The organism is Chloracidobacterium sp. (assembly GCA_016720705.1).
In the GTDB taxonomy this organism is placed as follows: Bacteria; Acidobacteriota; Blastocatellia; order Pyrinomonadales; family Pyrinomonadaceae; genus OLB17.
In genome coordinates this window covers 382,533-403,371 of sequence record JADKKB010000001.1, presented here as the reverse complement: position 1 = coordinate 403,371, position 20,839 = coordinate 382,533, and the positions used below count along the sequence as shown (strand labels likewise).

The following is a 20,839-nucleotide window of genomic DNA, read 5'->3' as shown; positions in this document are numbered from 1 at the left end:
TCTAGAAAATCTCGATCGCCGCCGGTTTGCTTAACGGCCTGATCGCGAAATTAAGACTATTTCCTGCCGAACCTTGAACCTCGATGGCATTTTTCTCAATGATCTGAGTTCGCGTTGCTTTGCGATCCGCGGCGATCACTGCCAAAGTGCGGTCAAGCCATATTTCACGCTCGGTCCAACGTGGAAAAACGTTTCCGAGAAGCATTAGCATTATTTTGCGATTTGCCGGACTTAGTTTGCCGTTGGCGGCGAGTTTGATCGACAGCCGGACATTGATCTCCGACACCTCTTTGGGGACGCCGAAGATTTCGACTTTCAGCGACTTATCAGCGGTGGTTCCCTGCCATTTACCGCCCGCCAGACTTGAAGATACCGAACCAACGGGCAGCAGTTTCGAGATTCCGCTGATGGTCTTGTCAAGATCAACTCCGAGTCCCTCACCCTCACTCGCCATAATGCCGCCGCCGGTCATCGTTCCAAACCACAATGCGGCGAACTGCCCGTCGATCGCCACCCCAAGCTCATCCCACGGATAATCCTTGAACGGCGAAAGGTTAAGGATGATCGAGTTGTGTAACGAACTCTTTCGCCAGGTTTCAAGTGCCGCCCCAGGTAAGGCCGCTCCGGTCGTAGTCCGATAGAGAGTTTGGTAGCCTTCGCCGATGTAGCCCGAATTCAGACGCTGCGGTGCTGCCGTCACGCACGGCCAGGTCTTGTTGTCCCTTTTATCATAAGGACAATTGCTCCAACTGTGCGTCAGGACCCGCATATTTTGTTTGACGTCGAGCATTCGTCTATTTGCCACAACACTCAGACGGCTTGAGAGTTTTACGGCCGGTTGGCCGTTAGCAACACGATACTTATTGACCAGGTCGAATAGTGCGTTTTCGTCTTTGGAAAGGGTGTTGCCGATACAAACGGGTTCGGTAAACATAGCCTTTCCGCTACACGCCGGCTGCGATAGTGCAAATTGTGATGCGATCAGGATCATTATGCCACCAAAGGCGAGTTTGATGGAACGCCTATACATATCGGTCAGCCTGATCTCCTGCATCGCGGGATATTCCCAATGGTGTTGTGTTTGAAAAATCTAATCCAACTTCTACAGATATACAAGTTCGCACAACTTTGAATCCGAATGGAAACCTACTATTATTCGCGTATGAATTCTCCAAATCGACGTGATTTTCTCAAGGCTGCAGCGATCGGTTTACCGCTGTTGGCTGCATCGCAGTCATCAGCCCAGACCTCTAAACGAAAGCTATACGCTAAGCCCGTTGTCGTCTCGACCTGGGATAGTGGGATCCGTGCTAATGCAGCCGCGTGGAAGGTGCTTGAGAAAAAGGGCACGGCACTTGACGCAGTCGAACAGGCCGCTCGATCGGCGGAGGACGAGGTGAGTTGCTGCGTCGGGCTTGATGCGTTTCCCGACCGCGACGGTTTTGTAACGCTCGATGCTTCAATAATGGATCACCGATCCAATTGCGGCAGCGTCCTGTATCTGCAGCAGATCAAAAATCCCATTTCGGTCGCTCGCCGTATAATGGAAAAGACCGAACACGTAATTCTCGCCGGTGACGGGGCACTGCAGTTTGCAGTCGAAAACGGATTTGAAAAAATGCCGTATCGGCTATCTCCGGACGCGGACAAAGCGTGGAAAGAATGGCTGAAAAAATCAGAATACAGTCCGGTCGTTAATATCGAAAACACTCCAAATCGTACGAAGGGACCATCAACACCATTAATGTTTGACGATGGCTCGGTAAACCACGATACGATGGGGACGATCGCTCTCGACGCTGACGGAAATCTTTCGGGAGCTTGTACGACGAGCGGTATGGCATTTAAGATGCACGGCCGCGTCGGCGATTCGCCGGTGATCGGGGCCGGACTTTTTGTCGACAATAAGGTCGGAGCGGCAACAAGTTCGGGCGTCGGCGAAGAGGTCGTGCGGATCTGCGGTACTCACCTGATCGTCGAATTAATGCGATTCGGGTACACACCTGAGAAAGCTTGTGCTGAGGCGGTCCGCCGTATCGTCGATCGCGACCGCAAGAAAGCCGAGAAGTTTCAGGTGGGTTTCATTGCGATCACAAGCAAGGGCGAGGTTGGAGCGTATTCTATCCAGAAGGGCTTTACGTATTCTGTCACCAATTCAAAAGTCAACAAGACACTCGAAGCCGCGAGTTATTTCAAATAGTCTGGTCCGGACGCAGGCGTTCGCCGGAATAGACGTGAAAATGGAGATGTTTTGAATCCTGATAATTGCCCATATTGGTCAGGACGCGAGCAGCACCGAGTTGTTCCACGACCTCTGCCGCAACTTCGCGGATCACTGCGAGCATCTCGATCACGATCGCGTTATCACTTTCTTCCAAACTGAGGAATGACGAAATATGACGTTTCGGAATAACGACAATATGCGTTTCCCAAAACGGCCGCGTGTGGTGAAACGCCAACACATTCTCTGTCTCACGTATGCGTCGAACGTCGGTTTTGCCGCTCAGTACACTATCGCAATAAAAGTCTTCGGTCATATCGTTGAACTTTAGCCGCTTTATTATGCGGTTCCTAATTGATAAACTCAAGGTTTTGAGGCTTTGTTGGAATATCGATGATCAATCAACTTAGCGATCTGCCGATACGGCAAAAGGTCGGACAATTATTCTTTATCGGTATCGCGGGACCTGAGATGGACGATGCGACACGGGACTTTCTTGCCAGTGTCGCACCGGGCGGTATTTGTCTTTTCGCCCGCAATATTCGCGACGCTCAACAAACTCGCACGCTCAATGACGCAATTCGCCACGTCTCGCCGATCGCGCCTTTCATCAGCCTTGACCAGGAAGGCGGAACGGTCGATCGACTTCGACGGATCGTTACGCCAATGTCGGCGGCCGGACGGATCCGCTCCGCCGTAGAAGCGGCCCAAATGGCTTCGCTGATCGCAGAGTTGATCTCGATCCTTGGTTTCAATATGAATTTTGCCCCGGTCGTTGATGTTGTTGACGAACGCCGTTCGGGGTCATCAAACGGCCTATTTACAAGGCCGTTCGGCCGCTCGAAAGAGGATGTTGTCGAGCTTGCCGGAGGGTTTTTGAATCAAATGCAAGACAAAGGCATCATCGGGTGTCTCAAGCATTTCCCCGGACTTGGAGCAGCGACCGTAGATTCGCACGAAGAACTGCCGGTGGTCGATATCAGCCGAGACGAACTGTTCGGCATTGACCTTTATCCGTACCGCGAGCTTTTCGCCGGCGGTCAAGTTCACGCGGTTATGGCCGCGCACGCGTGCTTTCCTGAGGTTGACTTGCAGGAAACCGGCCAAGATGGCAAACTTTTACCGTCCTCATTGAGTTTTAACTTCCTTACAACATTGCTTCGCGGCGAGCTCAAATTTAGTGGGCTTACGATAACGGACGATCTTGAGATGGGGGCGATAGTTAAAAATTACGGGGTCGGTGAGGCCTGTAAATTGGCCATCCGGGCGGGTGCCGATATGCTCGCGATCTGCGCCGGCGAAAATGCGATCTTAGAAGGATTTGAGGCGGTCTTGAATGCGGTCGAAACCGGTGAGATAGCCGAAGAGCGTATTGACTCAGCGATCGAACGTATTGAGGGACTTAAGGCGCAACTGGTTCCCGCATCCGAATTCGACATTGACCGTATAGATGAAATTTCAGCCGATATCGCTGCCTTCAATGAGCGGATATCGGCCTGAATCAAGGAGATATTAATTTGCGAAGAACTATTTTGTTTTTGACCGTTGTGACGATCGTGCTGTCGATGTCTCTTTCGTGCCGCAAGCGCGATGCTGAGTATGTGACTGTCGCATTGCCTGAGAAGTTTTCGTCGTTTGATACGCTTACGACAGTAACCCCTCCTGACGCGTCGGCAGACCGGATCAGGAATCTGATCTTTAACTCACTGGTTAAGAAAGACGCAAATTTTGACTACGTTGGCGAACTTGCAAAGGAAATAATCACGTCGCCCGACGGAATGACCATTACATTTAAGCTCCACGACGGAGTTAAATTTCATAATGGCCAAGCGTTTACATCGGCAGATGTTAAATATACGTTTGACGAGCTATTTCGAAGTGAGAGTTTCAAGTCCGGGGCCTTTTTTGATACTGTTCCGGCCGACCCGTTAGACGCGTCCAAAGTGGCCGCAACGCCCACTCCCAACGGCAACACGGATACAAAAAGTGCCCCAACACCCAAAGAGGAACCTAAAACCAAGCGCGTCGCTCACATTTCATCGATCGAAACTCCTGACCCGTTTACCGTAGTGTTTAAGGTGACGCGTCCGGCGTTGCGCAATCAATTGCTGGCGAATCTGGTGGCGATCCCCATCGTTCCAACCGGCACGGTGGCCCAGTTAAAAGACACGCCGATCGGATCGGGTCCGTTCAAATTTGTCAGTTTTGACGCATCACAAAACATTGTAGAACTTGCGGCGAACCCTGAATATTGGGAAGGTGCCCCAAAGATCCAGAAACTACGAGTCAAAACCGTAACCGACGCTAACTCGCTCCAGGCGGAACTGCAGACAGGCGGTGTAGACATTGCCGCAAATCCGTCCAATCTGCCGCCTGATACGCTCAGATCGCTCGGAAATAGCCCGAATCTCAAGGTCGAGCAGACAGACGGATCTAATATCCAGTATCTGGTGTTCAACACTCAGACACCACCGCTCAATAACCCGAAGATCCGGCAAGCCATCGGCTATGCCATCGACCGGCAGAAGATCGTTAGCGAGTTATTGTTCGACCAAGCAAAGGTCGCAAACTCGATACTTCCGACCCAGTCTTGGGCCTATACGTCGGGCACGGAATACAAGTATGACATCGCCAAAGCCAAGCAACTCTTGCAGGACGCGGGATACAAGAATGAACCGATCGTCTTCAAGTATGGATCCGGCAATCTTGCGGTCAATCAGTACGCTCAGGTTATCCAAAGCTCATTGACGGATATTGGCCTCAATGTACAGATCGAGACTCTCGAGGTCGGTACGATCCGCCAGCAACTGGCCCAAGGCCAATTCCAGATGTACACCGGGATCTGGGTCGGCGGCAATCAGGATCCGATCTTCTTACGTGATCTTTTCAGTTCGACTAAGATCCCGGGTGGCTCAGTTGCGTGTTGTAACCGCAGTCGATATGTAAATGCTCAGGTCGATAAGGACGTCGAGGACGCCATAAATTCGATCGATCGAGCAAAAGCAAAGGAACTATACGGAAAGACGTGGGCCAATGTCAGTGCGGAATTGCCGCTTCTTCCGCTATGGTATCCGGCTAATATAGTCGTAACGACAAAGCGTATCGGCGACGTTAAGATAAGCCCGAGCGGCGATTGGAGCTTTCTTAAGAACATTACGGTCACAAATTAACTCGAATGTGGCCGGTTAGCTTGACAATTTTTGTCGTTTCGCTAAAATTATCATTTGCCACGCGGGAGTAGCTCAGTGGTAGAGCGCGACCTTGCCAAGGTCGAAGTCGCGAGTTCAAATCTCGTCTCCCGCTCCAGTTCTTTGAAGGATGAGGGCGGAAGGATGAAGGATGAAGGTAAGACTTTTCTTATTCATCCGATATTCTTCCGCCCTCATCCTTTTCTATAAGGCGGCGTAGCCAAGTGGTAAGGCAGAGGTCTGCAAAACCTTTATTCATCGGTTCGATTCCGATCGCCGCCTCCATCTTTTAACAATTCTTTTAATCAGTTGACCGGAAGTGACAAAAGGTGGAACTCCCATTCCCGTCACGACCAAAAATTGTCTATATCGCCAACCTCGGCCGGTCACGAGCTACTCACCTCTATTGCCTGTAAGTGACTGTAAACAAACAGCGTAGTGATTGTTTGGGTTCGCCCTCACATTGTGGCATAAACATTGCAAAGCTTCTGCCCGACAAGGCACATCAGCCCAAGAATAGTTATTTTCGGGAGACGCAACTAAAAATGAAAGATCAAAGAGGATTTTCTCTTATCGAACTACTCATCGTGGTAGTCATTATCGGAATCATCGCGGCCATCGCTATCCCTAACCTTCTAGCGTCCAGGCGTGCGGCGAACGAATCCTCGGCGATCTCGACGCTGAGAACTTATAGCGGAGCCCAAGCAGCCTATCAATCGACCTACGGAAACGGAAGTTACTCGGGCGATCCCGGCGTGACCAATGCGTTCTATTCCCTCGCACAAGTCTCGCTTGTTGACAGCACTCTAGCTCCGGCAACCGCCGGTGACTGGTCCAAAAAAAGCGGTTACGAGTTTACCGGTGCAGGTCGTCCGAGTTCGCCGACAAACCAGGCAACATTCCACGGAGCCGCACGACCGACGACAACTTCGGGAGTTACCCAGACAGGGACGCGTAACTTTATGGTCGTGACTAACGGTGTCATTAATTATAACCCGGCAAGCAGTTTGGCCCACGATATGCTTTCGGATGATGGAACTGTGATGACGATGGCCAGTGGCACACCAATTAACAACTAAGTATCGACTTTAACGTCGTTATAAAAAAAAGACCGTCTGATAACCAAGTTATCGGGCGGTCATTTTAATATTTGTAACCGACACGTCAGATCTGGGTAGCTCGGATAATCCGTTTCCAATCTATCTAAGTTTAATGAATAATCCAAGGCACTCTAAAGCCCTAATCATCACAGTTCTGATACGCGAAACTCTACCCACAATAGACTTATGGTATCGACAGACGGTTCTTTTGCCACTGGCCGCGTGTAAAATCGGGAAACTTGATCGGCATCGACCCTTTGGCGTTTGAGATCTCGCTCAACGGTCCAGGAGCCGACCACGCGGCAGCGTCGTACACGTCGATGTCAGGAGCGATGCCCTTTGTCATACATTCGGCCAGGCGGTAGCACATTATATAGTCCATTCCTCCGTGTCCGCCGAGCTTTCTGGCCGCCTCACCCTCCTTTCGCCACAGGTCGTGTTCAAATTTATCCTTGAAGGCCGTTGTGTCCTGCCATTTGTGTCCGCCTTCCTGACCGTCTATAAAAACCCTTGACGGATAATCGCGAAAGATCCCCTTGGTCCCCTGGATCAGGTTGATGCGGTCGTATGGCCGAGGTGACGAAACATTGTGTTGGACGAGGATCGTGCGGCCCTTGTTCGTCTTGATCAGGTTAGTGCTATAGTCGCCCGTCTTGTAGACCTCTTTCTGCCGCGGGTCGTCCGGTTTCAAATGGTCTTTGCGGTATTGCTGCAGCCCCAGACTGGCCGAATTCATCGCTACCATATACTCAAACTTGTCACCCCGATTGATGTCCATATAATTGGCGACCGGTCCGAGGCCGTGCGTCGGGTACAGATTGCTATCGCGAAGTGTGTGATGACGCCTACGCCAAAGTCCCTCGTCTCGCGTTTCAAATAGTATTTCCCGCAGATCGTGATTGTAGGCGCCTTCGCCGTGGACGATCTCGCCGAGCAATCCGGCTCGGACCATATTGAGCACCAGCAACTCATCATAGTCGTAGCAGCAATTTTCCATCAGCATACAGTGTCGGCGAGTTCTCTCGGATGTATCGACCAGCTTCCAGCAATCTTCGAGGGTGTAGGCAGACGGAACCTCGGTGCCGGTGTGTTTGCCGGCATTCATAGCGGCCAGAGCCTGCGGCGTGTGCCACTCCCAGGGTGTCGCGATGTAGACAAAATCGACGTCGTCCCGTTTGACCAGATCCTCATATCCGCGTTCGCCTGTGACAAAGGTCGCCGGTGTCGGCTGTCCTGCCTTTTCGACCATCACCCTGGCTCGGTCGACCTTAGTTTGCACAACGTCACAGAGAGCTGTGATCCGAACGTTTGGCAAATGCAGGAATTCGGACAAAATACTTGTGCCGCGCAGTCCCGTGCCGACAATGGCGACGCGGACCACGTCACGCTTTTCAAAAGGCACGCCGACCATTGTCTTGTTCAACGCTTTAGTTCCCTCGATCAAACGTTGGAGTAACGAGTCGCTCGACGCCGCAGATACATTGGCTCCGCCCAAAAGTCCCAGACCGATACTGCCTAATGCCGCGTTTCGCAACATTTCACGCCGTGAGATTCCACCGTTATCTGTCATTTAGTTCACCTTTATTGTTGAGATACATCGGGTAGTTTAACGCAAAATTCACGATCAACCACGCTCGAAATAGATAATCATCCTGTGTATGGCCGATAAATTCGGGTTATCAAAGCAGAAGTTTTACGCGTTTCGCGGTAAAATTATATTCGAATGAGCAAAACACGAGATGTACTCACAATTCGATCGGTCATTCGGGGCGCAGCCAAGCTGATCGTTTATGTATTTGTGTTTCTTACACTAACGGCGTCCGTGTTCGCACAAGATCCGGTCACTATCACCATAAAGGTTGAACCTGCGAGCATAAAGGTCGGCGGTAAAGGCGATGCTGAGTTGAAGGCCGTGATAGCGTCGCCGTGGAAGATGTACTCGGTAACCCAAGCCAGCGGCGGGCCGATACCGACCAAGATCACGCTCGACGACGCATATTTTCAAATCGGTAAGATCACCGCACCAAAGCCCAAGACCACGTTTGACCAGAATTTTGGCATTGACACTGAGTCATATAGCGGCGAAGCCGTGTTTACCATTCCGTTTACTGTGACCGAGAATGCTCAGGATGGTCCGCAAGATCTGATCGTCACCGTAAAATATCAGGTCTGCAATGATACGCTCTGTCTCCCGCCAAAAACTGTAAAGCTCGCGTCACCGATTACGGTTACGGGCGGAAAGCCGGGTGCCGTCGCACCAACCGGAGCGCCCATGGTGCCGGAGACGAAAGTGTCCGAACCCTCGCCGGGCCGTGCCAATAGGCCGGCGGAGCAAGACATCACAAATGGTTCATTTTGGGGATTTATATGGCTGGCGATCACCTTCGGAGCGTTGTCTCTATTGACGCCGTGTGTGTTTCCAATGATACCGATAACGGTCTCGTATTTCACAAAGCACGGTTCGGACACGCATTACGGATCGATCCGTGATGCCCTGATCTACGCACTCGGCATTATCCTTACGTTTACTGGACTGGGCGTTGCATTGGCGTTGATCTTTGGTGCCGCAGGACTTAATCGTTTTGCCTCAAATCCGTACATCAATCTACTGATCACGGGCATATTCCTGGCGTTTGCCTTCAGCCTTTTGGGTGCCTACAGCATCGGCATTCCTTCGGGATTGTTGACCAAGCTTGACCGCATCACCCGCTCGAACGAGTCCGGCAAATACATCGGTCTGTTGCTGATGGGATTGACGTTTTCCCTTACGTCATTTACTTGCACCGCACCGCTGGTTGGCACCATCCTGGTTGCGGCGGCAAATGGACAACTGTTTTACCCGATCGCCGGAATGCTCGCGTTTTCGACGGTTTTTGCATTGCCTTTCTTTGTTTTGGCCGTCGCTCCTCGCCTTATGCACCGCCTGCCGCGTTCCGGTAGTTGGATGAACTCGGTCAAGGTCGTAATGGGCTTTTTGGAGATCGGTGCGGCACTTAAGTTTCTGTCGAATGTCGATTTGGTGTGGGGATGGAATATCTTTACCCGCGAGGTGGTGATCGCTGGATGGATCGGATGCTCGGTGCTGATAGTGCTTTATCTTTTGGGTGTGTTCCGCTTTGCACACGATTCCGAAAGTAAGCATATCGGCCTCGTAGGCGCCTTAAATGCTTTGCTCTTTACCACGATGTCGTTTTATCTGCTTACCGGTCTCTTTGGGGCGCGTCTGGGCGAGATCGAGTCCTTCTTGCCGCCCGCAAAGGAGAGTGTGACATCGTCGTCGGGCGAAACCTCCAAGAACGGCGAACTGACCTGGATCACCAACGATTATCAGGCTGCATTAGAACGAGCCAAGTCCGAAAACAAGAGAATTTTTGTTGACTACACCGGTTACACTTGTACCAATTGCCGCTGGATGGAAGCGAATATGTTCACCAAGCCTGAAGTCAGGAAGGAACTCGAGAAATTCGTTCGTGTCCGGCTCTATACAGACGGTGATGGCGAACCGTATCAAGGATTTCAACGGATGCAGGAACAGCGTTTCGGCACCGTAGCTTTGCCTTTATACGCGATCGTAACGCCCGGTGATGAGGTGGTTGCGACGTTTGCGGGTTTGACCCGAGATCAGAGTGAGTACATCGCCTTTCTCCGAAAATAACCTAAAAACGAACCGTTTGCCAGGTTTTGAAAGACAAACTCTATGGTCCAACGGTTCGCTAAATAACTGAAAATCACTACGATCCGCGACAGGTCAACGCAGACTCGCGTTGATCGCCTCGAGAGTTTTCGACCCGGGGCACAAATCACTCTGGGTCAGCTTATTAAGCGGACTTTTATTGGTTTGTATCATTTCGTGAAGGTCGGTCGTTTCCGGGTTGACGTACAGAAGACCGGTCAGGATCTCGCCCTTCGCACGTGCGTTCTGTACGGCGTTGATCGCCGATAGTCGGTCCAACGGGTCCCAATTTTCGTCAAGCTTGTGCAGGCTGATCATCGAACCGTCGTGCATCTGCACTGCTTCGACGCTTCCCTCGTCGTAATCCGCAGTAATTACCGTCCGGTGCTGGACGTAATCTACGGTAGCGGTTGCCTCCATATGTTCGCGTACGTAATCGTACGACTTCGTCGATCCGGCGTTGTTATTAAAGGTCACGCACGGGCTGATCACATTAATGAACGCGAATCCGGGATGGCTCATCGCCGCCTTGATCAACGGAATCAATTGCGTTTTGTCACCCGAAAAGCTCTGTGCGACGAACGTCGCCCCCAACTCGATCGCGAGGCCGGCGAGATCGATCGCTTCAAAGAGGTTTACGCTTCCGGCTTTGCTCTTTGACCCGGCGTCAGCAGTCGCACTGTCCTGGCCCTTGGTCAGGCCGTAGCAACCGTTGTTCATCACCAAATAGACCATATTCAGGTTTCGCCTGATCACGTGCACGAATTGGCCCATTCCGATCGACGCAGTATCGCCATCGCCCGAAACACCAAAGTACATCAGATCGCGGTTCGCGAGATTCGCACCCGTCGCGACCGATGGCATACGTCCGTGAACCGAGTTAAACCCGTGCGAATTGGAGAGAAAATAGGCGGGTGTCTTGGACGAGCAGCCAATACCTGAGAGCTTTGCCACCTTGTGCGGCTCTACATTTGTCTCAAAACAGGCCTGAGCGATCGCGGCACTGATACCGTCGTGTCCACACCCGGCGCAAAGCGTCGAAAGCGAACCCTCGTAATAATTAACGGTGTACCCAAGATCGTTCTTAGGCAATGCGGGATGTCGGAATGATGGTTTAACGTATGTCATTTCTAGCTATTTCAAATTTCCCTTTATCTGTTCCAAGATGTCTTCGGCTGTGATCGGCGTTCCGTCATAATTAAGTACGGAAATTAGTTTAGACGCGTCAACTCCGAGTTCGATCATCATCAGGCTCTTAAATTGAGCATCGCGGTTTTGTTCGATCACAAATAGCTCGTCGTGTGCCTCGACAAACTCGCAGAACGCTTTGCCGAATGGAAAAGCCCGGACACGCATAGAGTCAAGGTGGATTCCGTCATTATTTAGGAGTTCGATAGCCTCCTCCGCTGCGTAGGTCGACGTTCCGAAAAATATCACGCCGTACTCAGATGAGTTGGCATCCTGAAAGAATTCCGGCTGCGGAACCATCTCTTTCGCGGTGTTCCACTTCGCGTTCAGTCTATCCATATTGCGGCGATAGGCATCGCCGTCCTCTGTGTAAACCGCATATTCGTCTCTCGACGAACCGCGCGCCACAAATGCTCCTTTGGTGGGATGCGTTCCGGGAATGGTCCGGTACGGCACCCCATCGCCCTCGGTATCGAGGTATCGCCCGTATCGTTCGATCTCATCGAGAGCTGCGGCATCAAGTACCTTGCCGCGCTTATACTTTCTCGAGTCGTCCCAGACGAGCGGATCCGTAATGTAATCATTCATCCCAAGATCGAGGTCTGTCATAACGATGACGGGCGATTGAAGTTGTTCGGTCAGGTCAAACGCGTCCACCGTCATTTCGAAACACTCTTTTGGTGTCGCCGGCAACAGCAATGGATGCTTTGTATCGCCGTGCGAAGCGTACGCCGCTAGCAAAAGGTCAGATTGCTGTGTCCGCGTCGGCATTCCGGTCGAAGGGCCCGTCCGCTGAACGTCGATCAGTACTGCCGGTATCTCGGCGAAGTACGCGAGGCCCAAAAACTCATTCATTAACGAAAGGCCCGGCCCGCTAGTCGCTGTAAACGAGCGAGCTCCGTTCCAACTCGCACCGATGACCATCCCGATCGCTGCCAGCTCGTCCTCGGCCTGGACAATGGCATAATTGTGTTTGCCGGTCTCAGCGTCAACGCGGTACTTGGACGCGTATTTGCCGAATGCGTCTACAACCGATGTTGACGGTGTGATAGGGTACCATCCGGCAACCGTCGCACCTCCATATACAGCCCCGAGGCCGCACGCGGAATTACCGCTGAAAAGGATCTTGTCGCCAAGCAGATCACGGCGCTCCACACGAATGTCCAGCGGACAGTCAAAATGCTCGCGAACGTAATTGACGCCGATGTTGAGTGCTCTGATATTTGGCTCGATCAGCTTTTCCTTGCCCTTGAACTGCTCACCGATCATTCCCTCGAGTACCGCAAATTCGATATCGAGTAGTGCTGACAATGCTCCGATATAGACGATATTCTTGAATAGTTGCCGTTGTCGGGCATCGGTATACTCGGCGTTGCAGAGAGCCATCAGCGGAATTCCGAGGTGAGTTATATCCTCGCGGTCGTATCCGGGCGGCAACGGTTTCGAACTATCGTAGAGAAAATAACCGCCGGGATGCACGTCAGCGTAGTCCCTCTTCATCGACTGCGGATTAACCGCGATCATCATATCGATGCCCGCCCGACGCCCGAGATATCCCTTTTCCGAAACTCGCACCTCGTACCAAGTCGGCAGTCCCTGGATATTCGACGGAAAAATATTCTTCGGCGTCACCGGAATTCCCATCCGAAACACCGACTTGGTAAACAGAGCATTAGCCGACGCCGAACCGGTGCCGTTAACGTTAGCGAATCTAACTACAAAATCATTAACTTTCATTTAATGTATTTACCGATCAAGACCAAAGTCAGGATCGCGACTGTCGTGTTTAACTACAAGAAGTTTTACGTAACCGTCGTCGACGATTTGATACAAAATGTGAAACGCAAACCGACGAAAGTTGATACGGCGAATGTCATCGCGGACGATTGGGTAAGATTGCGGACGCTCCACAACTATTCCTCGGCAACGCTTAAACTCTTCGAAAATTCCGTCGCGAACTTCGCACCCGCCTCGAGCAGGTTATATCCCATTGCAGATTCAATGTCGGAATAGACTCTACTGACTAATCTGACACGCATTGAGGAAATCGCTTCTTTATCATCTCGTCCAATTGTTCTATCGAGATAGCCATTTCAGGATTTTCATCCATCTCCCGACTACGCCGAAGTGCTTCCTCGATAGCATCATCTTCGTCGTCCCAACCCGGAGACGGCAGCGAACGAAGTAGTTTCTCGGCAAGCTTCCCGCGATACGATGCCGGGAGTGTAAGTGCAAGTTCTTCTACTTCCGTTATCACTGACATTTATTTCACATCAAGAAAATTATATCATCTCGCCGAAACTAAGAAAGTGCTACTTTCGACGTTTCATAATAGTGTATTACCACCCCACAGCCGAATATTTTTGTCTTCAACAGCCTAATGTCGATTCTATCATTAACACTCTTAAATAGCGGTAAGCCGTCGCCGACAATTATTGGGTGAATCCCAAGCTGGTATTCATCGACGAGACCGAGATTCCCTAACTGGATGATCATACTCGGGCTGCCGACTAAGATGTCTTTGCCTGCTTGCTGCTTGAGTTCGACGATCTCGTCTCGAACGATCTCGCGTTTCAGCTCTGCGGTCTTCCAATCGGTGCTCTCAAGCGTTCGCGAATAGACGATCTTGTGAATATCGTCCATCGCCACCGCGAAGTCATCCATCGCCCGATTCCCCGACGGGTTCGCAAGCAGAGTCGGCCAAAACTCCATCAGCTGAAACGTCTTCCGCCCGTAAATAGCGATGTCCGCACTCCGCAACAGCTCGGTGTAATGCTCATGTATCTCATCATCCGCGATCCCCACCGTATGGTCGCAAAACCCATCAACCGTCATATTCATCGCGGCAATTAGCTTTCTCATAATCTAAATTCCGTTTCTCGACCATAGGAAGAGAGCAATAGCGGGAATAAGCGGAATGAGATTAAAGAGCAGGGCCGCCGTGCCGAAGCTGATAAATCGTAGCTTTCGTTTCAGACTTAAGGCAGCGAACATTGTCCCAACAATCAGACCGACTACAACCGCCAGTGCGGCCTCGACAGCCATCGCAATTGCCCCCATCACAACTGCGTTTTTATCCGCGTCGTCCAGCGGCCAAGGCTTCTTCTGCACTTCCCAGAACCACTCATGGGCATATTCCTGATAAAGCGAGATCAAGCCGAAAGCGATAAATGGACACGCTACGGAGATCACGGCGTAAATGATATGTCGATATGATCGTCGGTTCTCTTCCACCATCTTCATCTACTCTGCTGTCCGCAGGATCTTTTCCATCTTTTTGCCTTTGGCGAGTTCGTCGATGCGTTTGTCCATGTCGCGAATCTTCTGCATTATGGGGTCTTCGATGCCTTTATCACGTCGATTTGAAACAGTTGGTCCATCTTGAAACGGAAGATCGCATCGGAGTACGTCAGATCGGTGAGAGGCGCGTCGGTCTTGGATTCATTGAAATCCTTCCTCTTGACCGGAGTTCCATAGACCTTCATCACGTCCGCAGTGCTCGATCGCCAGCGAAGCCCTTTATCCGGCAGTCCAAAGAATGCCGCAAACTTGGTCTTACCATCCTCGTAGAGCGACGCATCTCCAATAAAGTGGATAACCGTTACGATCCCATTCACATACTCAACGGCGAATCCTTTGGCAAAGTATGCAGCGTATGTGTCCGGCTTAGCTGACTTGATCTTTCGTGACTCATCGGGAACTCCAAACTCGCGTAAGATGACGGCTTTTTTTGCTCCGACCGCAAGCGGGCCAACACCTTCGCCGGCGACGATCGAATCGTTTCCGGGCTGGGCCCGGATCGTTGACGCTAAACCCACAATAGCAATCACAGCCAGCAACGTGGCCGTGAATAGACTCCTGGTCGATGTCGCAAAGTTGTTCATAATGATTCCTCCATACATTAACTGCTCCTTCTAACTTCGTAATATCTTTTCCATCGTTTTGCCCTTGGCGAGTTCGTCGATGAGTTTATCCATCCAGCGGATCTTTTGCATTAGCGGGTCTTCGATGTCCTCGACACGGATGCCGCAGACGGTGCCTTTGATGAGGGCGGCGTTCGGGTTCAACTTCGGGGCATTGCCGAAGAAGTCACGCAGATCGACCTTGGTAGCGATCACCTTTTCCAACCCCTCCTGCGTATAACCCGTCAGCCAACGAATGACCTCATCAAGCTCTTCCCGCGTCCGCCCCTTCGTCTCCGCCTTCTTCAAATAGTGCGGATAAACGCTCCCAAAGATCAGTGCATATACTCTTTCGGTTTTCATCAAAACTCTCCGCTTATAGGTTAGCTGACCAAAGGCCGCAAGGTCTCTGGATCGGCCTTCAATAGCATTTTAATGTATCCGGCGGCGAGCGTTCTGGCCTTTTCTACCTGAGATGCGTTACGTTGCTGAGCACCCTCGGCAAAGACCGTCAGCGGGAGGCCGCTGTATGCGATCAGAGTGTTATACAACGCTTGCTTTTCCTTATCCGGGGCCGACGCGAAGCCGGGCGACTGATCAATGATCGCATTCAGACTCTCGAAAAGTGCGTCTTGCGAGGCGGCAGAAGGTTCGGTGCCTGTATAGACGGTCATATTAGAGATAATGAAAAAGGCGAACGCCCCGGCGACATTGTTCTTCCAACCTTTGGCCGCATAGCGCTCTTCGAAAAGCGTCTTCGTGCTAGCTGCGATCTGCAAGAGAAGCTGTTTCTCGGCGGCGGTGCTGCCATTGCTGTTCGCGTACGATTGGAATGTAGCATCACTCGCAACCGCCTTAAATTTTCCCGAATCTGTCTTTGTTAACTTAGTTGCAGATGTCGAAGACTTTGCTCCGCTCGCCGTCGAAGTGCCGGTCGGCTTGCTCGACGATCCGGTCTTACAAGTCGATGGAAGCGGCTTCCCCGACTTTCTGAAACTCGCGCACAAGATCACGCGACTCATTAGCATGTCCGTGCTGTTGATATTCGTACCATTCACCAATTGAGCGTCCGCCACGACCGCGACCATTACACCCAACATCACCGCTAAAGGCAGTTTTCTTAACATCATATTTCTCTCCCTCTTTTTCTTAAGCCATTGCATCGACCATATCATCCATACGCCTGATCCCCGACGCTGTAGCATAACCCGTCAGCCAACGAATAACCTCGTCAAGCTCCGCCCTGGTCCGCCCGTGTCGCGAAGCCTTCTCCACATAATGCGGATAGACGCTCGCAAAGATCAGTGCATATACTCTTTCGGTTCTCATTAGAGATTCGGTACGAATTCCCTGAAAGGGACGCAGTTAATAGCGTCGGGTGAAACCCGACGATCGGGTCGTTATTGATTTGCCGTCCCTGAAAGGGACGAATTAGTCCCAAACATAATTTTCGTCGAAATCGATTTTATATCGCAGATAGAATCCTCGCATTTCGTCTTCAAATAGTTGCTTCTTATGATGTTCCTTTTGATTTGCAATATATTTCTCTACCGCGGGTATTTCCCTGTACCCAACTGAAAATGCCGAATAACCGTCTTGCCATCCGAACTTCGTAAGCAAACCGCCTTTTGTTTTGATCCATTTCGATGAATCTCGTTTTACGGCTCCGATTAAAGTGGGAACCAAGTGATTTTTGCTCATCGAAACAAGTAAGTGACCATGATTAGAGTCGCCGCCCGCACTGAGTAGCTTGCCGTCGTAGTTTCGCACAATACCGCCGTTGTAGGCGTACAATTCATCTTCGATATCGGGTTCGATGAACCGAAACCGATTTTTTGTCGAGAAGACGATGTGAAAATAGGATTGAAACAGTGTCTGAGCCATTTATGCATTAGTTGTCCCCGAAGGGGACGTATTTAATAGCGTCGGGTGAAACCCGACGTTATGGATCAACAATACGTTCCGTCCCTGTAAGGGACGAATTCCCAGTCCTTTCAATTTGTCCCTTACAGGGACACAATCATCGTTCCGTCGTAATCGTCGGGATTCTCCCGACGCTATTAAATCCGTGCCTTTCAGGCACATCTCGTTCGCTATTCCGTCGGTTTCGTCTTCCGTGAATGTAGCCGTGGGTTAAAACCCACGGTGCGTCAAACCAAATAACCTCGTCGCGTCAGCGACAATTGGATCCGCGTCGCAATGGTCAGTCGTCGCTACGCGACGAGGATCTGTTTTCATCCATCCCGTGGGTTAAAACCCACGGCTACATTCAAACCATCGCTACGCGATGAAGACTTCCCAGCTTCGTGACCAATTCACCATGATTATTCAGGGTGTGACAAAAACATTCTTGCCGATAATCAGCCGTTCGCGAAACTTCTTGACGTTATCGAGGGTTAATGCAAAATTGATTCGCGGTTCTGACCAGTCGAAACAAGTCTGAGCGATGATTTCTCCGTCGCCGACGTCGGTATCCCAATGAAACGCATCCGACGCAACCAAACAGAAGCCAATAGTTTCGAGTTGGCTTGGATCTAGTTTTCCTTCAATCACGGCATCGCAAAGACTGACAAGATGTTTGCCGGTTATCTCGAACTCACCGTCCATGTCCTCAATACGGTAATGCGATGACGTGCCGCTTGTTTCGATGGTGCCTGCCAGATCGCTCGCAAGAGTTTCACTATCTGCCTCGCCTTCAAAGAATTTTTTGAGAACTATCTCACGCATAAATTAGTAGCCAGAACGCTTAACCACGGACTTCTCTCAATCTCGAATTAGACTGCATCAGTTCAATTCCTTTGGATCTGGACGAGGTTGGCGTATTTGTGCTCGCCGGCTTTGGTGACGTTGTAGAAGAATTTCTGCATGTCCCAGGCGGCGGTTTGATTAGCCATAGCTTAAAGTTCGATCTCGGCTAAGAAGTCAGTGGGATTTAAGATACGGATTCCTCTGTATTCACTAAGGACCAAGAGGTCTTTGTCGCCGGTTACGATGAATTCGCAGTCTGCAGCGAGTGCACAGGCCAGGACTTCGTCATCGTCAAAATCGCGAGAAACTCTCTCCGCTAGCGGTGCGACATTCACTACTGTGACGATCGCTTGATAGTCGCTTACCAATCGGCGTCTCGTTGCATTTGCCTCGGAAAACTTACGATCAAGATGCGGCCTCTCGATTACCTCAGAAAACTCTGCAACGAGAGCATTACTTGTGAATAGATCCACGATGCCCAACGAAGCGGCTCGAAGCACTTTGAGCGGAGCTCCGCCAAATAACAGTCCCGATACGACTACATTTGTATCGACTACAATTCGCATCGCTATTTAAGCCTGGAACGGCGCTCTTCGCGAACCGCGCGGACTTCGGCCATGACTTCTTCTTCGGACATCGGCTCGCCAGCCAGGGCAAGACGTTCCGCTGTGGCGAAAAGACGATTCGACTTTCGACGGCGAATCTCTTCCTTGAACAAAGATGCGACAAGTAAGGGCTTAAATAGTCCCAACTCTTTAGCCTCGCTAGCTAGGTCATCCGGCAACGTTAATAGTACTTCAGACATATTTTCACCTCAAAAATATTTTATCACTGTATGCAACGGCCCAGTAACGTCAGAGACAATTGGCTCCGCGTCGCAATGGTCAGTCGTCGCTACGCGACGAGGATATGTTTTTATCCTTTCCGTGGGTTACGGTTGCGGGTCTACCGCAACACTGGCACGTCCTTTGTGCCAGAAACCCACGGCTACATTCAAACCATCGCTACGCGATGAAGACTTCCTGCTTCGTAACCTATTTGAACCGCTTTGCCTCAAACTTTATCGCCTTCCAGAGTTAACTTAAGCTCTTCGACTGCGAATTCAGTGCTTTCTTGCTTTGATTTGCTTACCACCATATATCCGCTCCGCCTGTAAATTCACCAGAGACAACATCTAACGAGAATGGTATCCATTGGTCATCCTGATTGTACGCTTCACCCGTAAGATCCGAGCCTTCCAGATTTAGCGATCTGATACCATCGAGGGCGATTCGGGCACTACGCCATGTCCGGCCTTTGGGGCCTACGGCTTCAAAGGCTATAGACGTGCCAAATATGTATAAACTTTGATCGGGTACAGCAGTGATTGTTTCAAAGTCTCCGCCAAAATTATCTTGTAGCGTTCGGCGTTCAGGATTGACAATATATACGTCGCCGCCTGCAACTATGATTATGTCAACTAAATTGGGATGTTGGACAGCATGGTCAAAGAGGTTAAGTCCCCGTTGGAAATTACCAATCCATGACTCATTTGATGATTCCGACCAGAACTTGGATACAAGTCCTTCGCTATGCATACCCATACCAGTCGCGCTGAACTGAATCGGTAGATCCCCAGTCGCTGGCAAACCTTCCAAAATCTTAAACTTCCAATCAGACTCAACCATCTTGATCAACTCGTTGCACCCACACTTCACTCACCATCAAAACTAGACCGCACCATTTCAATTCCTTTCGATCTGGACGAGGTTGGCGTATTTGACCTCGCCAGCAATTCAGCCTTCGTGAGGCAATGTTAGTTCTTTGTAAGCGAAATATCGAGTTGCAGAAGACTCTCTGCAATCTTAGTTCGATGCTCGTGCGTCGTTGGACACTCCATTTGCTCAATTTCGAGGTTACGAAGGTGTGTCGCGAGAGTTTCAGCATCTACGTCATTCGTTAAGAGCCTGTAGATTCCTCCGATATAGGCGTCGTATTCATCCCTCGGAGCGTAATCGTTGACACCGATTGGATCCCATTCGTTGAACAGGACATCTCGTATTCGTTCCTGAACCTCAAGTGCTTGATCCCTTACTTCTTTTTCCATCATGCGTCTCCATTTCAATTCCTTTCGATCTGGACGAGGTTGGCGTATTTGACCTCGCCGGCTTTAGTGACGTTGTAAGAAACCCGGTCGCTACCGCTCGCGGTTCTGACATGATCCCATGCGGCGGTGGGGCAACGTTATGCGAACCTCACTTTAGTTTCTGAGACCGTAACAAAGTGTCCGGGCAGCTTCGCGGAGTAATTCGCGATCAATTGCCTAAGTACGTTGATCTTATTTGCAGCTCGCTCATCATCCAACCGAAGAAATATGATTCCGTGATGTTCACGCTGCTCACGAAAAACCATTTCGCCAAAGTCTTTATCGTTAGTTATCAGTATCCAATGTTCGTCGAATGCCCTGGCAAAAACTTGGCGATCGGAAATTCCACGAGCATCATCGAAAACCGAAAAGACCTCGTGGCCGCCTGCCCGCAGCCATTCCGCAACCATTGGGCCGGTACATTCATCAACGAGAAACCGCATATTATGGAGTCTCCATCACAAGCGGCATAAATTCCGTCCGGCTTAATGATTCTCCGGCAAATAGCAGACACGCCTGTATGTCTTCCGGCTCTATCCCTTCATACTCAGCCAGAATCTCATTCGTCGTCGCTCCGTGAGCCAAGAGGTTCAGGATGAACTCGACGGTCAAGCGCGTACCTCTAATAACCGGTTTCCCGGTCATCACTTTTGGGTTTAACGTGATTCTATTTAATAGTTCTCTATCGTTCATA

General features: G+C 50.7%; 25 protein-coding genes, 2 tRNA genes and 1 pseudogene. 7 read left to right on the top strand and 21 right to left on the bottom strand.

Annotated elements, in window-relative coordinates:
- Position 1 precedes the first annotated feature (1 nt).
- Complete coding sequence (locus IPQ00_01970) at positions 2-1,054, bottom strand: hypothetical protein (protein ID MBL0239331.1); 1,053 nt, start codon at positions 1,052-1,054, stop codon at positions 2-4.
- Positions 1,055-1,162: 108 nt separating this feature from the next.
- On the opposite strand from IPQ00_01970, the gene IPQ00_01965 reads away from it, so the two are divergent.
- On the top strand, positions 1,163-2,200 hold the full coding sequence (locus IPQ00_01965) for a N(4)-(beta-N-acetylglucosaminyl)-L-asparaginase (protein ID MBL0239330.1): 1,038 nt from the start codon (positions 1,163-1,165) through the stop codon (positions 2,198-2,200).
- On the opposite strand, the gene IPQ00_01960 is transcribed toward IPQ00_01965, so the two are convergent.
- Positions 2,193-2,537, bottom strand: a complete 345-nt coding sequence (locus IPQ00_01960) for an HIT domain-containing protein (GenBank protein ID MBL0239329.1) — start codon at positions 2,535-2,537, stop codon at positions 2,193-2,195. The genes IPQ00_01965 and IPQ00_01960 overlap by 8 nt on opposite strands.
- Positions 2,538-2,614: 77 nt before the next feature.
- Here IPQ00_01960 and IPQ00_01955 point away from each other — a divergent pair, with 77 nt between their 5' ends.
- From IPQ00_01955 to IPQ00_01935, 5 genes are all read left to right on the top strand, one after another.
- Positions 2,615-3,721, top strand: a complete 1,107-nt coding sequence (locus tag IPQ00_01955; GenBank protein ID MBL0239328.1) for a hypothetical protein — start codon at positions 2,615-2,617, stop codon at positions 3,719-3,721.
- A 17-nt stretch (positions 3,722-3,738) separates the two neighbouring features.
- Complete coding sequence (locus tag IPQ00_01950) at positions 3,739-5,391, top strand: ABC transporter substrate-binding protein (GenBank protein ID MBL0239327.1); 1,653 nt, start codon at positions 3,739-3,741, stop codon at positions 5,389-5,391.
- Positions 5,392-5,452: 61 nt separating this feature from the next.
- Positions 5,453-5,527 (top strand) — tRNA-Gly (locus tag IPQ00_01945).
- Between the two features lie 92 nt (positions 5,528-5,619).
- A tRNA-Cys gene (locus tag IPQ00_01940) sits at positions 5,620-5,694 on the top strand.
- Between the two features lie 260 nt (positions 5,695-5,954).
- A complete protein-coding gene (locus tag IPQ00_01935; GenBank protein ID MBL0239326.1) occupies positions 5,955-6,488 on the top strand; it encodes a prepilin-type N-terminal cleavage/methylation domain-containing protein in 534 nt (177 codons plus the stop codon).
- Positions 6,489-6,693: 205 nt separating this feature from the next.
- Here IPQ00_01935 and IPQ00_01930 read toward each other — a convergent pair whose 3' ends face one another.
- Positions 6,694-8,079 carry a Gfo/Idh/MocA family oxidoreductase gene (locus IPQ00_01930; GenBank protein MBL0239325.1) on the bottom strand — a complete coding sequence of 462 codons (1,386 nt, stop codon included), beginning with the start codon at positions 8,077-8,079 and terminating at the stop codon, positions 6,694-6,696.
- 153 nt (positions 8,080-8,232) lie between these two features.
- On the opposite strand from IPQ00_01930, the gene IPQ00_01925 reads away from it, so the two are divergent.
- Entirely contained in the window at positions 8,233-10,164 is a 1,932-nt protein-coding gene (locus IPQ00_01925) for a thioredoxin family protein (protein ID MBL0239324.1), read from the top strand.
- 93 nt (positions 10,165-10,257) lie between these two features.
- Here the strand turns inward: IPQ00_01925 and IPQ00_01920 are convergent, their stop codons facing one another.
- From IPQ00_01920 to IPQ00_01835, 18 genes and pseudogenes are all read right to left on the bottom strand, one after another.
- Entirely contained in the window at positions 10,258-11,310 is a 1,053-nt protein-coding gene (locus IPQ00_01920) for a 2-oxoacid:ferredoxin oxidoreductase subunit beta (protein MBL0239323.1), read from the bottom strand.
- Between the two features lie 6 nt (positions 11,311-11,316).
- The gene (locus IPQ00_01915; GenBank protein MBL0239322.1) at positions 11,317-13,107 is read right to left on the bottom strand and encodes a 2-oxoacid:acceptor oxidoreductase subunit alpha; all 1,791 of its coding nucleotides are present in this window, start codon (positions 13,105-13,107) and stop codon (positions 11,317-11,319) included.
- A gap of 286 nt (positions 13,108-13,393) precedes the next feature.
- Positions 13,394-13,633, bottom strand: a complete 240-nt coding sequence (locus IPQ00_01910) for an addiction module protein (protein MBL0239321.1) — start codon at positions 13,631-13,633, stop codon at positions 13,394-13,396.
- A 38-nt stretch (positions 13,634-13,671) separates the two neighbouring features.
- Positions 13,672-14,232, bottom strand: coding sequence for a dihydrofolate reductase family protein (locus IPQ00_01905; GenBank protein MBL0239320.1), 561 nt, complete (start codon positions 14,230-14,232; stop codon positions 13,672-13,674).
- Between the two features lie 3 nt (positions 14,233-14,235).
- Positions 14,236-14,613: a hypothetical protein gene (locus IPQ00_01900; GenBank protein ID MBL0239319.1), complete on the bottom strand. Its 378-nt coding sequence runs from the start codon at positions 14,611-14,613 to the stop codon at positions 14,236-14,238.
- Positions 14,614-14,727 (bottom strand): annotated as a pseudogene (locus tag IPQ00_01895) (DUF2200 family protein). It lies immediately after the preceding gene.
- Complete coding sequence (locus IPQ00_01890) at positions 14,700-15,254, bottom strand: hypothetical protein (protein MBL0239318.1); 555 nt, start codon at positions 15,252-15,254, stop codon at positions 14,700-14,702. The pseudogene IPQ00_01895 and the gene IPQ00_01890 overlap by 28 nt, the downstream one beginning before the upstream one ends.
- A gap of 30 nt (positions 15,255-15,284) precedes the next feature.
- Positions 15,285-15,635 (bottom strand): DUF2200 domain-containing protein, encoded by a 351-nt coding sequence (locus IPQ00_01885; GenBank protein ID MBL0239317.1) that lies wholly within the window; start codon positions 15,633-15,635, stop codon positions 15,285-15,287.
- Between the two features lie 20 nt (positions 15,636-15,655).
- Positions 15,656-16,402, bottom strand: coding sequence for a hypothetical protein (locus tag IPQ00_01880; GenBank protein ID MBL0239316.1), 747 nt, complete (start codon positions 16,400-16,402; stop codon positions 15,656-15,658).
- Between the two features lie 19 nt (positions 16,403-16,421).
- The gene (locus IPQ00_01875) at positions 16,422-16,601 is read right to left on the bottom strand and encodes a DUF2200 family protein (protein ID MBL0239315.1); all 180 of its coding nucleotides are present in this window, start codon (positions 16,599-16,601) and stop codon (positions 16,422-16,424) included.
- Positions 16,602-16,703: 102 nt separating this feature from the next.
- Positions 16,704-17,156, bottom strand: a complete 453-nt coding sequence (gene tnpA, locus IPQ00_01870; GenBank protein ID MBL0239314.1) for an IS200/IS605 family transposase — start codon at positions 17,154-17,156, stop codon at positions 16,704-16,706.
- Between the two features lie 444 nt (positions 17,157-17,600).
- The gene (locus IPQ00_01865) at positions 17,601-17,999 is read right to left on the bottom strand and encodes a hypothetical protein (protein MBL0239313.1); all 399 of its coding nucleotides are present in this window, start codon (positions 17,997-17,999) and stop codon (positions 17,601-17,603) included.
- A gap of 170 nt (positions 18,000-18,169) precedes the next feature.
- Positions 18,170-18,586, bottom strand: coding sequence for a putative toxin-antitoxin system toxin component, PIN family (locus IPQ00_01860; protein MBL0239312.1), 417 nt, complete (start codon positions 18,584-18,586; stop codon positions 18,170-18,172).
- 2 nt (positions 18,587-18,588) lie between these two features.
- Positions 18,589-18,825, bottom strand: coding sequence for a hypothetical protein (locus tag IPQ00_01855; GenBank protein ID MBL0239311.1), 237 nt, complete (start codon positions 18,823-18,825; stop codon positions 18,589-18,591).
- A gap of 322 nt (positions 18,826-19,147) precedes the next feature.
- A complete protein-coding gene (locus tag IPQ00_01850) occupies positions 19,148-19,687 on the bottom strand; it encodes a hypothetical protein (GenBank protein MBL0239310.1) in 540 nt (179 codons plus the stop codon).
- Between the two features lie 128 nt (positions 19,688-19,815).
- The gene (locus IPQ00_01845; GenBank protein MBL0239309.1) at positions 19,816-20,106 is read right to left on the bottom strand and encodes a hypothetical protein; all 291 of its coding nucleotides are present in this window, start codon (positions 20,104-20,106) and stop codon (positions 19,816-19,818) included.
- 137 nt (positions 20,107-20,243) lie between these two features.
- Positions 20,244-20,588 (bottom strand): DUF5615 family PIN-like protein, encoded by a 345-nt coding sequence (locus tag IPQ00_01840; protein MBL0239308.1) that lies wholly within the window; start codon positions 20,586-20,588, stop codon positions 20,244-20,246.
- 1 nt (position 20,589) lies between these two features.
- A complete protein-coding gene (locus IPQ00_01835) occupies positions 20,590-20,838 on the bottom strand; it encodes a DUF433 domain-containing protein (protein ID MBL0239307.1) in 249 nt (82 codons plus the stop codon).
- Position 20,839: the final 1 nt, after the last annotated feature.

Excerpts from the sequence above, each read along its gene's own strand:
- IPQ00_01970 (MBL0239331.1), bottom strand. The coding sequence starts at position 1,054 with ATGCAGGAGATCAGGCTGACCGATATGTATAGGCGTTCCATCAAACTC.
- IPQ00_01965 (MBL0239330.1), top strand. The coding sequence starts at position 1,163 with ATGAATTCTCCAAATCGACGTGATTTTCTCAAGGCTGCAGCGATCGGT.
- IPQ00_01960 (MBL0239329.1), bottom strand. The coding sequence starts at position 2,537 with ATGACCGAAGACTTTTATTGCGATAGTGTACTGAGCGGCAAAACCGAC.
- IPQ00_01955 (MBL0239328.1), top strand. The coding sequence starts at position 2,615 with ATGATCAATCAACTTAGCGATCTGCCGATACGGCAAAAGGTCGGACAA.
- IPQ00_01935 (MBL0239326.1), top strand. The coding sequence starts at position 5,955 with ATGAAAGATCAAAGAGGATTTTCTCTTATCGAACTACTCATCGTGGTA.
- IPQ00_01930 (MBL0239325.1), bottom strand. The coding sequence starts at position 8,079 with ATGACAGATAACGGTGGAATCTCACGGCGTGAAATGTTGCGAAACGCG.
- IPQ00_01925 (MBL0239324.1), top strand. The coding sequence starts at position 8,233 with ATGAGCAAAACACGAGATGTACTCACAATTCGATCGGTCATTCGGGGC.
- IPQ00_01920 (MBL0239323.1), bottom strand. The coding sequence starts at position 11,310 with ATGACATACGTTAAACCATCATTCCGACATCCCGCATTGCCTAAGAAC.
- IPQ00_01915 (MBL0239322.1), bottom strand. The coding sequence starts at position 13,107 with ATGAAAGTTAATGATTTTGTAGTTAGATTCGCTAACGTTAACGGCACC.
- IPQ00_01910 (MBL0239321.1), bottom strand. The coding sequence starts at position 13,633 with ATGTCAGTGATAACGGAAGTAGAAGAACTTGCACTTACACTCCCGGCA.
- IPQ00_01905 (MBL0239320.1), bottom strand. The coding sequence starts at position 14,232 with ATGAGAAAGCTAATTGCCGCGATGAATATGACGGTTGATGGGTTTTGC.
- IPQ00_01900 (MBL0239319.1), bottom strand. The coding sequence starts at position 14,613 with ATGAAGATGGTGGAAGAGAACCGACGATCATATCGACATATCATTTAC.
- IPQ00_01890 (MBL0239318.1), bottom strand. The coding sequence starts at position 15,254 with ATGAACAACTTTGCGACATCGACCAGGAGTCTATTCACGGCCACGTTG.
- IPQ00_01885 (MBL0239317.1), bottom strand. The coding sequence starts at position 15,635 with ATGAAAACCGAAAGAGTATATGCACTGATCTTTGGGAGCGTTTATCCG.
- IPQ00_01880 (MBL0239316.1), bottom strand. The coding sequence starts at position 16,402 with ATGATGTTAAGAAAACTGCCTTTAGCGGTGATGTTGGGTGTAATGGTC.
- IPQ00_01875 (MBL0239315.1), bottom strand. The coding sequence starts at position 16,601 with ATGAGAACCGAAAGAGTATATGCACTGATCTTTGCGAGCGTCTATCCG.
- tnpA (MBL0239314.1), bottom strand. The coding sequence starts at position 17,156 with ATGGCTCAGACACTGTTTCAATCCTATTTTCACATCGTCTTCTCGACA.
- IPQ00_01865 (MBL0239313.1), bottom strand. The coding sequence starts at position 17,999 with ATGCGTGAGATAGTTCTCAAAAAATTCTTTGAAGGCGAGGCAGATAGT.
- IPQ00_01860 (MBL0239312.1), bottom strand. The coding sequence starts at position 18,586 with ATGCGAATTGTAGTCGATACAAATGTAGTCGTATCGGGACTGTTATTT.
- IPQ00_01855 (MBL0239311.1), bottom strand. The coding sequence starts at position 18,825 with ATGTCTGAAGTACTATTAACGTTGCCGGATGACCTAGCTAGCGAGGCT.
- IPQ00_01850 (MBL0239310.1), bottom strand. The coding sequence starts at position 19,687 with ATGGTTGAGTCTGATTGGAAGTTTAAGATTTTGGAAGGTTTGCCAGCG.
- IPQ00_01845 (MBL0239309.1), bottom strand. The coding sequence starts at position 20,106 with ATGGAAAAAGAAGTAAGGGATCAAGCACTTGAGGTTCAGGAACGAATA.
- IPQ00_01840 (MBL0239308.1), bottom strand. The coding sequence starts at position 20,588 with ATGCGGTTTCTCGTTGATGAATGTACCGGCCCAATGGTTGCGGAATGG.
- IPQ00_01835 (MBL0239307.1), bottom strand. The coding sequence starts at position 20,838 with ATGAACGATAGAGAACTATTAAATAGAATCACGTTAAACCCAAAAGTG.